This window comes from Terrabacter sp. FW104-15G4B (assembly GCF_058790095.1).
The window spans coordinates 18,701-28,861 of the sequence record NZ_JBYTCI010000037.1; the positions used below are offsets into that span (position 1 = coordinate 18,701).

Annotated in this window: 10 protein-coding genes; 6 read left to right on the top strand and 4 right to left on the bottom strand. The window is 71.4% G+C overall.

The genetic code is table 11. From position 1 onward, the window contains the following. Positions 1–60: 60 nt before the first annotated feature. Positions 61–1,293, bottom strand: coding sequence for a sensor histidine kinase (locus AC3WRT_RS18820; protein WP_492724641.1), 1,233 nt, complete (start codon positions 1,291–1,293; stop codon positions 61–63). A gap of 26 nt (positions 1,294–1,319) precedes the next feature. Beyond that, positions 1,320–1,991, bottom strand: a complete 672-nt coding sequence (locus AC3WRT_RS18825) for a response regulator transcription factor (RefSeq protein ID WP_492724643.1) — start codon at positions 1,989–1,991, stop codon at positions 1,320–1,322. Positions 1,992–2,052: 61 nt separating this feature from the next. Between AC3WRT_RS18825 and AC3WRT_RS18830 the strand changes: the two genes are divergently transcribed. After that, on the top strand, positions 2,053–3,498 hold the full coding sequence (locus tag AC3WRT_RS18830; RefSeq protein ID WP_492724644.1) for a ferredoxin reductase family protein: 1,446 nt from the start codon (positions 2,053–2,055) through the stop codon (positions 3,496–3,498). Beyond that, entirely contained in the window at positions 3,495–4,007 is a 513-nt protein-coding gene (locus tag AC3WRT_RS18835) for an FMN-binding protein (protein ID WP_492724646.1), read from the top strand. The genes AC3WRT_RS18830 and AC3WRT_RS18835 overlap by 4 nt, the downstream gene beginning before the upstream one ends. A gap of 114 nt (positions 4,008–4,121) precedes the next feature. On the opposite strand, the gene AC3WRT_RS18840 is transcribed toward AC3WRT_RS18835, so the two are convergent. Together AC3WRT_RS18840 and AC3WRT_RS18845 are read right to left on the bottom strand one after the other, a co-directional pair. Further along, positions 4,122–4,793: a response regulator gene (locus AC3WRT_RS18840; protein WP_492724648.1), complete on the bottom strand. Its 672-nt coding sequence runs from the start codon at positions 4,791–4,793 to the stop codon at positions 4,122–4,124. Next, positions 4,790–6,493: a sensor histidine kinase gene (locus AC3WRT_RS18845; protein WP_492724650.1), complete on the bottom strand. Its 1,704-nt coding sequence runs from the start codon at positions 6,491–6,493 to the stop codon at positions 4,790–4,792. Before AC3WRT_RS18845 ends, AC3WRT_RS18840 begins: the two co-directional genes overlap by 4 nt. Before the next feature lie 101 nt (positions 6,494–6,594). On the opposite strand from AC3WRT_RS18845, the gene AC3WRT_RS18850 reads away from it, so the two are divergent. From AC3WRT_RS18850 to AC3WRT_RS18865, 4 genes are read left to right on the top strand one after another with little or no spacing between them, the layout of a single operon-like run. Continuing rightward, positions 6,595–7,620, top strand: coding sequence for a Bug family tripartite tricarboxylate transporter substrate binding protein (locus AC3WRT_RS18850; RefSeq protein WP_492724652.1), 1,026 nt, complete (start codon positions 6,595–6,597; stop codon positions 7,618–7,620). 2 nt (positions 7,621–7,622) lie between these two features. Further along, a complete protein-coding gene (locus AC3WRT_RS18855; RefSeq protein ID WP_492724654.1) occupies positions 7,623–8,138 on the top strand; it encodes a tripartite tricarboxylate transporter TctB family protein in 516 nt (171 codons plus the stop codon). Then, the gene (locus AC3WRT_RS18860; protein ID WP_492724656.1) at positions 8,138–9,688 is read left to right on the top strand and encodes a tripartite tricarboxylate transporter permease; all 1,551 of its coding nucleotides are present in this window, start codon (positions 8,138–8,140) and stop codon (positions 9,686–9,688) included. Before AC3WRT_RS18855 ends, AC3WRT_RS18860 begins: the two co-directional genes overlap by 1 nt. Beyond that, positions 9,685–10,077, top strand: coding sequence for a universal stress protein (locus AC3WRT_RS18865; protein ID WP_492724657.1), 393 nt, complete (start codon positions 9,685–9,687; stop codon positions 10,075–10,077). Before AC3WRT_RS18860 ends, AC3WRT_RS18865 begins: the two co-directional genes overlap by 4 nt. Positions 10,078–10,161 lie beyond the last annotated feature (84 nt).

A 10,161-nucleotide genomic window follows, 5' to 3' on the forward strand; every position in this document is an offset into this window, starting at 1 on the left:
GGCGAGCGGGCGCACCACATCACGTGGTGCGCCCGTTTCGCTGCCCGAAAGTTCGGGCGGTTAGTCGGGCTGGTCAGCAGCCGGGATGAGCAGCGTGAACGTCGCTCCCCCGCCGGGCGTCTCGCTCACCTCGAGCCGACCGCCGTGCGACCGGACGATCTGCGTCACGAGCGCCAGCCCGAGCCCGACCCGCCGGCCGCCCGACTCCCCGTCCCCCCGGGAGAAGCGACGGGTCAGCCGCTCGACGTCCTCGACGTCGATCCCGCCGCCGTGGTCGACGACATCGACGCTCACAACACCGTCACCAGCGGACGAGCGCACCTCGATGCGGCTCCCATTCTCGGAGTGGGCGATTGCGTTGTCGACGAGTGCGAGCACGGACCGCCGCAGGCTCGGCCTCACCCCCTGCACCGCAGAGCCATCATCGGCACAGCAGCGCTCGTCGACGAGCGTCACTCCGCGCTCGGCGGCATACGGCGTCAGCGACGTCACCACCTCGGAGGCGAGCGCGGCGAGGTCCACCCGCTCGGCCACCTCGTCCACGTGCTCGAGCTGGGCCGACAGCAGCAGATCCGAGAGGACGTCCGCCATGGCCTGGGTGTCGTGGACAAGCTGGTCGACCTCCGCCACCCGGCGCTCGGCCGCCGGGTCACCAGGCGCGGACGCGGCATCCACGGCGAGGTGCCGCCGCAGCAGCTGGGCGCGGGTGCTGATGACGGCCAGTGGCGTGCGCAGCTCGTGGGAGGCGTCCGCGACGAACTGCCGCTGCAGCTCCATCGCCTCGCCGAGCGGCTGCACGGCCCGGCGCCCCGCGAGCAGGCCCGTCAGCGCGGCGAGCAGCACGCCTACGACCCCCGCCGCGGCCGTCGACATGAGCAGCCGCTGCTCCTCGCCGCTGTGCAGGCGGATGTCGTAGACCGCGACATAGCCCACGCCGTCCTCGCGCCGGTCCACCCACGCCGGCCACATCCGTCCGTCCGCCGAGTACGCCGTCTCCCCGGTCAGGTCCGGGCTCGTCGCAGCCACCTGCGCGGCGAGGTCCGGGGGCATCGACCGCGTCACCTCGTGCCCCGACTCGCTCAGCTTGCCGAGCCACAGACCGGGTGGGGCATCGACGACGTCGTCCGCCGTCCTCGCGGTCGTCTCCGTGCGGCCGCGGATCTCCGCCACCTGCTGCCGGTCGAAGAGCACGGCCGTGCCGATGATCGCGAGCAGCACGACGAGCGCCGTCGTCGCCCCCACCCGCAGGGCCACCGACCGCGACGCCCGAGAGAGCGGATCCTTCTCTGCCATGAACCCTTTCGACCGCCCAAGCCTCATCAGGACGCCCCGAGCCGGTAACCGACACCGTGGACCGTCTCGATGACCGACTTCCCCAGCTTGCGGCGTAGGTAGTAGACGTAGGTGTCCACCGCGCCGAGCGTGTCCGCGTGGTCGAATGCCGTGTCGAGCAGCTCGTCGCGCGTGAACACCCGCGTCGGCCGGCGCGCCAGCGTCTCGAGCAGTCGCGCCTCGCGACCCGAGAGCATGACTTCCCCGTCGCCACCGACCAGCCGCTGCTCGCCGACGACGAGCCGCCGCTCCCCCACCACCAGCTCGTTGGAGGCGCCGCCCACGGGCCGCAGCAGCGCCCGCAACCGGGCGAGCACCTCCTCGACGTCGAACGGCTTGACGACGTAGTCCTGGGCCCCCGCGTCGAGCCCCTCGACGCGGTCGGCGACGAATCCCCGCGCCGTCAGGAAGAGCACTGGCGCGCGTAGCCCCTGCGAGCGCAGCCGCGTCACGAGGTCGACACCTTCGATCCCGGGCAGCCCGCGGTCCACGACGAGCAGGTCCCAGTTGTCGACGAGCCCACGGTGCAAGCCCGCCTGTCCGTCGCGAACAGCCGTGACGGCATACCCCTCCTCGTCGAGCAGCTCAGCGAGCATCTGCGAGAGGTCGGGGTCATCCTCGACGAGCAGCAGCCGAGGGCGCAGCGACGGAACGGTCATGGATGCACCCTCTCTGCCGCGTCTCATAACTTTCTGAGATCGACTCGCGACCCTAGGTGGTGTGAGCACCATCGCACCACACCGCGGCACCCCCAGCCGGGTCCGTCGCGCCCTGCGCGCCGGGGCGAACTTCCGGCGGTGGCAGGCGCGCACGGGCGACCTCCTCGAGACGCTCGCCATCGCAAGCCTGCTCGCCGTGACCGCCCAGTTCCTGCTCGCCGGCGGCAGCCACGACCTCACGGCCAGCACGTCGAGCACCATGCTCATCGCCGTCGGCCGGATCACCGGCCTCGTCGCGATGGACCTGCTCCTCATCCAGCTGCTCCTCGCCGCGCGCGTGCCGTGGATCGACCGCGTCTACGGGATGGACCGCGCCCTCAAGGCCCACCGCATCCTCGGCCGCATCACCGTGCCCATCGTGCTCGTCCACGTCGGCGCCATCGTCCTCGGCTACGCCGCACGCGACGAGCTGCACGGTCCTCTGGCCCCCGTCGTGGAGTCCTTCCGGCTCCTCACCGGCGGCAGCGACCTGCTCTTCGCGTTCACCGCCACGACCCTGCTCGTCGTCGTCGCCGTCACGTCGGTCAGCATCGTGCGGCGAAGCCTGTCGTACGAGTGGTGGCACCTCGTGCACCTGACCTCGTATGCCGCCGTCATCCTCGCCGTGCCGCACGAGCTGTCGATGGGCTCCGACTTCACCGCCACTCCCTGGGTGCGCACCTACTGGTGGACCCTCTTCGTCCTCGTGGCGGCCAGCGTCCTCTGGTGGCGCCTGCTCGTACCTGTCATCCGCAGCCTGCGCCACGGGCTGCGCGTCACCGACGTCGTCGAGGAGGCCCCCGGCGTGTGGTCGGTCTGGATGACCGGACGCCGCCTCGACCGCCTGCCGATCCGCGCCGGGCAGTACCTCAACTGGCGCTTCGTCAGCCCCCGCCTGCTCGCCACCGCCCACCCCTGGTCGCTCTCCAGCGCGCCTGACGGCCGCACCCTGCGCATCACCGTCCGCGAGCTCGGCGACCACTCCAGCCGCCTCGCACACCTCGAGCCGGGCACCCGTGTCCTCTTCGAAGGGCCCTACGGCGCCTTCACCGCCCGCCATCGGGTGCGCCGACGCGTGCTGCTGCTCGCTGCGGGCATCGGCGTCACACCGGTGCGCTCGATCCTCGAGGAGCTCGTCCGCCTCGGCCACGCCGGCCCCGGCGACGTCACCGTCGTCTACCGCGCCAATGACGAGTCGCAGCTCGCGCTGCGCGACGAGCTCGAGCACCTGAGCGCAGTCGGCGGCCACCGCCTGCTCCTGCTCGTGGGGCCCCCGGTCCTGGGGTCCTGGCTCCCTGCGGGCGGGCACGCGCCGGACGCCAAGCGCCTGGCCGACCTGGTGCCCAACCTGCGTCAGCACGAGGCGTACGTATGCGGTCCTGGCGCCTGGATGGACCTCGTCCACCGGAGCCTGCTCGAGGGCGGCATCCCGAAGGGCCACATCCACGACGAGAGGTTCTCCTGGTGAGGAAGGCAACGAGCGTCGCCGTCGGCCTGGCCGGCCTCGTCACCCTGGCTGCCTCCTGGGCGACGGGCCTGGTGCCGAAGCACGCCGCCGTCAGCGGGGCCCACGTCGTCTCGTCGGCCAAGTCGGGGGGTTCTGGTGCCGCCGCACCGCCGGCGCCGTCCGGCGACGCGACTTCGTCCGGCTCCAGGGCGTCCCGCTCCACGGCCGCGTCGAAGGCGCCGGCACCTCGGTCCGGCACGGTCGAGGGCGGCGTGGTCGACACGCAGTACGGCTCCGTCCAGGTGCGGGTCAGCTTCACCGGCAAGAAGATCACCAACGTCCACGCGACCCACCTGACGGACAGCAGCGGCACGTCGGTGGCGATCAGCGCCGGTGCCGCGCCCACCCTGCGCCAGGAGGCGCTCGCCGCGCAGTCCGCCCAGATCGACGTCGTCAGCGGTGCGACTTACACGAGCGAGGCCTACCAGCAGAGCCTGCAGTCGGCGATCGACGCCGCCCACCTGGGCTGACCCCCGAGGGTGCCCGACACAGTCGCGGGACCACCACCTCTTCGCGTCGAGTGGGCACTTTCTCCCGCGACCTGGCGGAGGGAGAAGCCAACTCGACGTTGGGCCGGGGTGGGTTCAGAGCCGGCGGTAACGGCGCTCGGGACGGCCCGTGGAGCCGTAGCGCAACGTCACCTCGGCGCGGCCCGACGACACGAAGTGCTCGAGGTAGCGGCGGGCGCTGACTCGTGAGATGCCCACAGCCTCAGCACATTCCGTCGCAGAAAGCGTCTGCGACGACTCCCGCAGCGACCTCTCCACCGCCTCGGCGGTCTCCGAGCTGAGGCCCTTCGGCAAGGTGGCGACCGGGGTGCGCCCCACTGGCTGCGACGTGAAGGCCGCGTCGATCTCCGCCTGCGTCAGGTCGTCGCTGAGCGCGCGAGCCCGCTCGGCGGCATACGTCTTGAGCCGTTGCTCGAGGTCGCCGAAGGCAAAGGGCTTGAGGAGGTAGCCGACGACGCCCTGGCGCACCGCCCCGCGCACCGCGTCCGCCTCCTTCGCGGCCGTGATGACGAGGACGTCGCAGGTCTCCCCGGCCGCGCGCAGCCGCGTGACGATGTCGAGCCCGAAGGCGTCGGGCAGGTAGAGGTCGAGCAGCACGAGGTCCGGCTGCAGCGAGCCGACCAGGGCCACCGCCTCGTCGCCCGACTGCGCGGAGCCGACCACCTCGAATCCGTCGACCCGCTCGACGAAGCCGCGATGGATGCGGGCCACCATGAAGTCGTCGTCGACGACGAGCACCCGGATCATCGCTTCTCCTCTGCACGGCCGGCGGCCTCGACCGCGGCTTCGACGGTGGCCTCCACGGTGAGGCGGGCGACGAACTTCGCACCCGTCGGGGTGTTCTCAACCTCCACCTCGCCGCCCCGACGTTGGCAGATCAGCCGTGTCAACGCCAACCCGATGCCCCGCTCCCCCGCTCGCGCTGCCTTGGTCGTATAGCCGTGGGTGAAGACCTCCGTGACCACCTCCGGCGCGATGCCAGGACCCGAGTCGACGACGCCCACCTCGAGCGAGCTCGCATCCTGCCGGATCGTCAGTTCGACCCACTTGTCGGGATCGGCGGAGGAGGCGGCCGCGTCGATGGCGTTGTCGACGAGGTTGCCGATGACGGCCGCCACGTCGGCCGAGTCGCGGGGGCCGATCCGGCCCAGCGACGTGTCGTCCGAGACCCGCAGCTCGACCCGGCGCTCCGTGGCCTGCGCCGCCTTCGCCATGACGAGCGCCGTCACCGCCGTGTCGCGGATCCGGCGTGCCACCGCGAGGTCGAGCTGGGCCCGGTGCTCACTGACCGAGTCGACGTAGCCGACGACCTCGTCGTACTCCCCGAGCTGGATCAGGCCCGAGATCGTGTGCAGCTGGTTGGCGAACTCGTGCGCCTGCGCCCGCAGCAGCTCCGTCGTGCTGCGGAAGGAGCCGATCTCGCGCTCGAGGTCGGCGAGCTCGGTGCGGTCGCGCAGGGTCGTCACCGACCCGAGGGGGCGCCCGTCCTTGCTGACCTCCATGCGGTTCATCACGAGCACCCGTCCGCGACGGAGGACCACCTGGTCGCGCGGCGGCCCTCCAGCCTCGGTCTCGTCCGTCACGCCACGCAGCACGTCCCGCAGGCGCGGCCCGAGCGGCAGGTCGTCCAGACGCATGCCCACCGCGTGGTCCGGCAGGTCGAGCAGGCGGTGGGCGACGTTGTTCACCAGAGTGATCCGCTCGTTCGTGTCGAGCGCGACGACGCCCTCGGCCAGCCCGAAGAGCATCGCCTCGCGGCTCTCCGCCAGGCCCGTGATCTCCGCCGGCTCGAGCCCCAGGGTCTGCCGCTTGATCCGTCTGGCCAGCAGCCACGAGCCCACGCCGCCGAGCACCAGGGCGATGCCGAGGTAGGTCGGCAGGTACGAGGACGCCCCCTGGACGCGGTCGAGGGCAGACGGCATACGCACCGCGACCATGACGGTGCCCAGCTGCGCGCCGACCGGCAGCGGCGCGGCCTCCGACGAGCTGGCCGGCGTGTAGAGCAACGGGCTCTGCGCGACGAGCATCCGCTCGCCCAGCACGTCCATGACGCCCGTCCAGCTCGCCCCGTCCCCGACCGCCGGGGCACCGAGCGGGATGCGGGTCTTGTCGATCGTCGGGTCCGACGAGACCCGCGCGACCTCGTCGGCGTCGGCGATCGTCACCGACGTGACGCCGTACTGGGTGACGACCGACTGCACGACGGCCGGCAGGACGTTGACGATTCCGCCGGGACCCATCTCGGTCCGTACGATCGGCGTGCTCGCGAGCTGCTCCGCGATCGCCGACAGGCGACGGCCCTCGGTACGCGTGAACGTCGACTCCGACTGCGCCAGCGACACGAGCGCGACGGTCACGAGCACGAGGAGCAGGATGACCATCTGCACGACGAGCAGCTGCCCGGCGAGGGAGAGGCGACCGAAGCGGCCCGGTCTGTGCGTGACCAAAACGAACTCAACCTTCATTGCTGACACAAGGGCGACACGGCGTCGCGGCGCAGGTCACGATCATGCCGTTCCAGCCACAGAACGCGAAAGAGACCTCAACGATGAGCACGCGCACTCCCGCCCGCAGGTCCGTCCTGCTCGGTGTCACCGTCGGCGTCACGACCCTGGCCCTCTCGGCCTGCGGCGCGACCGCCAAGAAGGACGAGGCGTCCACGGGCGCCGCCGGCGGGTCCCCCGCCAACAACCTGCAGATCATGGTCCCCAACGCCCCCGGCGGCGGCTACGACACGACCGCCCGCACCGCGGCGAAGGTCATGGAGGCCGCCAAGATCACCAGCGCCATCCAGGTCTTCAACCTGCCCGGCGCCGGCGGCACCGTCGGCCTGCAGCGCACCGTCAACGAGAAGGGCAACGGCAAGCTCGCCATGCAGATGGGCCTGGGCGTCGTCGGCGCGGCCTACACGCAGAAGAGCCAGGCCACCCTCAACGACACCACCCCGATCGCCAAGCTGATCGAGGAGGCCGGCGCGATCGTCGTGCCCAAGGACTCGCCCTACCAGGACGTCAAGGCCCTCGTCGCGGCGTGGAAGAAGGACCCGAAGAAGGTCAACGTCGGTGGCGGCTCCTCCCCGGGCGGCCCCGACCACCTGCTCCCGATGCAGCTGGCCAAGGCGGTCGGCATAGACCCCAAGGCCGTCAGCTATATCGGCTTCGACGGCGGCGGCGAGCTGCTCCCGGCCCTCATCGGCAACAAGATCTCCTTCGGCTCCAGCGGCTTCGGTGAGTTCCTCGACCAGGTCAAGGCCGGCCAGGTGAAGGTCCTCGCCGTCACGAGCGAGAAGCGCATCGACGCGCTGCCCGACGTGCCGACCCTCAAGGAGTCCGGCATCGACCTCGTCTTCACCAACTGGCGCGGCATCGTGGCCCCTCCCGGCATCTCCGACGCCGACAAGGCCACCTGGATCGAGGCGCTGACGAAGATGCACGACTCGCAGGGCTGGAAGGACGAGATGACCAAGCGCGGCTGGACCGACGCCTTCGTCACCGGCGAGCAGTTCGGCACCTTCCTCAAGGAGCAGGACGCCTCGGTCGCCGAGATCCTCACCACCCTCGGGCTGGCTGGCTGACCATGTCGGACCACACCCCCGACGCCACGAAGTCCCGCGGGGACCGCGCACAGTACTTCCTGTGCGCGGGCCTCGCGGTCCTCGGGGTCCTGCTGCTCACCGACGCCGCCCGCATCGGGCACGCGACGAGCAGCAACGACCCGGTGGGCCCCCGTCCCGTGCCGATCATCCTCGGCGTCCTGCTGCTCGTGACCGCGGTGCTCTATGCCGTCGACGTCTTCCGCGGCGGCGTCGGCGCCGCCGAGGAGGGCGAGGACGTCGACCTCTCGACCGGCTCCGACTGGAAGACACTGGCCCTGCTGGCCGGCTTCTTCATTCTCAACGCCGTGCTCATCGAGCCGCTCGGCTGGGTGATCAGCGGCACCATCCTCTTCGCCGGCTCGGCCTTCGCCCTCGGCAACCGCCACCACGTGCGCGGCCTGCTGTTCGGCCTCGGCCTCGCGCTCGCCACCTTCTACGCCTTCGCCATCGGGCTCGACGTCAACCTGCCCGCCGGCGTGCTGCAAGGGATCCTCTGATGGACAACTTCGCCAACCTCATCGACGGGTTCGGGCACGTCCTGACCCCGATGAATCTGCTCTTCGCGCTCATCGGCGTCACCATCGGCACCGCCGTCGGCGTTCTCCCGGGCATCGGCCCGGCCATGACCGTCGCGCTGCTGCTGCCGATCACCTACGGCCTCGAGCCGACCCAGGCCCTGATCATGTTCGCCGGCATCTTCTACGGCGGCATGTACGGCGGGTCGACGACCTCGATCCTGCTCAACACCCCCGGTGAGTCCTCCTCGGTCGTGACCGCGATCGAGGGCAACAAGATGGCCAAGGCCGGCCGGGCGTCGCAGGCGCTAGCGACGGCGGCCATCGGCTCGTTCATCGCCGGCACCATCGGCACCCTGCTCCTGGCCCTCGTCATGCCGCAGGTCGTCAAGTTCGCGGTGAGCCTCGGCGCCCCCGAGTACTTCGCGATCATGCTGCTCGCCTTCGCCGGCGCCAGCGCGGTGCTCGGCAGCTCGCGGATCCGCGGCTTTGCCGCCCTGCTCGTCGGCCTCGCCATCGGCGTCATCGGCATCGACAAGGTGACCGGCCAGCAGCGCCTGACCTTCGGGACCGCGCAGCTCGCCGACGGCATCGACGTCGTCGTGGTCGCGGTCGGCATCTTCGCCGTCGGCGAGGCCCTCTGGGTCGCGGCGCACCTGCGGCGCAAGGCTGCCGGCGTCATCCCCGTCGGCCGTCCGTGGATGGGCCGCGACGACTGGGGCCGCTCCTGGAAGCCGTGGCTGCGCGGCACCGCGTTCGGCTTCCCCTTCGGCGCCCTGCCCGCGGGCGGCGCCGAGATCCCGACCTTCCTGTCGTACATGACCGAGCGCAAGCTCGCGAAGCGTCCTGAGGAGTTCGGCAAGGGCGCCATCGAGGGCGTCGCCGGCCCCGAGGCCGCCAACAACGCGTCCGCGGCCGGCACGCTCGTGCCGATGCTCGCGCTCGGCCTGCCCACCAACGCGACCGCCGCGATCATGCTCGCCGCCCTGCAGGGCTGGGGCCTCGAGCCCGGCCCGCTGCTCATGGAGAAGCAGCCGGTCCTGGTGTGGACCCTGGTCGCGAGCCTCTTCGTCGGCAACACGATGCTGCTGCTCCTCAACCTGCCGCTCGCCCCGGCCTGGGCCAAGCTGCTGCAGATCCCGCGTCCCTACCTCTACGCCGGCATCCTCTTCTTCGCCTCCATGGGGGCGTATGCCGTCAACGCCCAGCCGTTCGACCTGTTCCTCCTGCTCGCGCTGGGCATGGTCGGCTTCGCGCTGCGCCGCTTCGGGCTGCCGGTGCTGCCGCTCATCATCGGCGTCATCCTCGGCCCGCTGGCCGAGCTGCAGGGGCGGCGCTCGCTCCAGCTCTCGGGCGGCGATCTCAGCGGTCTTGTCGGCGGCCCTGTCGCGTGGGTCTGCTACGCCGTCATCGCGGTCGTGCTGCTCTGGCCGCTGATCGGCAGGTTCGTCGGTCGCCGTGGTGGCCGCGGTCCCGGCCAGGACGGCGGACCGGGCTCCAGCACGCCGGCCACGACGGAGGTCATGGCATGACGATCCTCGTCGGCTACATCCCGACCCCCCAGGGCGAGGCCGCCCTCGCCGCCGCGATCGCGGAGGCCAAGGCGCACACGGAGCAGGTCCTCGTGATCAACATGTCTCGTGACGACAAGCTCGTCGACGCCCATCGCGCCGACGGCTCCGATCTCGACCGGCTCGACGCCGACCTCGCGGAGTCGGGGGTCGAGCACGAGGTGCGGCGCATCGAGCACGGCACCGACTCGGCCGACCAGATCCTCGAGGTCATCGAACGCGAGCACCCGCGGATGCTCGTCATCGGCATCCGGCACCGCAGCCCGGTCGGCAAGCTGCTCCTCGGCTCGACGGCGCAGCGCCTGCTCCTCGACGCCGCCTGCCCGGTCCTCGCCGTCAAGGCCAACTGAGCGACGCGGCATACCGGCGCTCCGCCACCGGCTCCACACCGCAACGTCGAGTGGGCACTTTCTCTCCGTGGGAAGGTGCCCACT

Coding starts and splice junctions, on each gene's coding strand:
- AC3WRT_RS18820 (WP_492724641.1), bottom strand. CDS start 1,293: ATGGCAGAGAAGGATCCGCTCTCTCGGGCGTCGCGGTCGGTGGCCCTG.
- AC3WRT_RS18825 (WP_492724643.1), bottom strand. CDS start 1,991: ATGACCGTTCCGTCGCTGCGCCCTCGGCTGCTGCTCGTCGAGGATGAC.
- AC3WRT_RS18840 (WP_492724648.1), bottom strand. CDS start 4,793: ATGATCCGGGTGCTCGTCGTCGACGACGACTTCATGGTGGCCCGCATC.
- AC3WRT_RS18850 (WP_492724652.1), top strand. CDS start 6,595: ATGAGCACGCGCACTCCCGCCCGCAGGTCCGTCCTGCTCGGTGTCACC.
- AC3WRT_RS18855 (WP_492724654.1), top strand. CDS start 7,623: ATGTCGGACCACACCCCCGACGCCACGAAGTCCCGCGGGGACCGCGCA.
- AC3WRT_RS18860 (WP_492724656.1), top strand. CDS start 8,138: ATGGACAACTTCGCCAACCTCATCGACGGGTTCGGGCACGTCCTGACC.
- AC3WRT_RS18865 (WP_492724657.1), top strand. CDS start 9,685: ATGACGATCCTCGTCGGCTACATCCCGACCCCCCAGGGCGAGGCCGCC.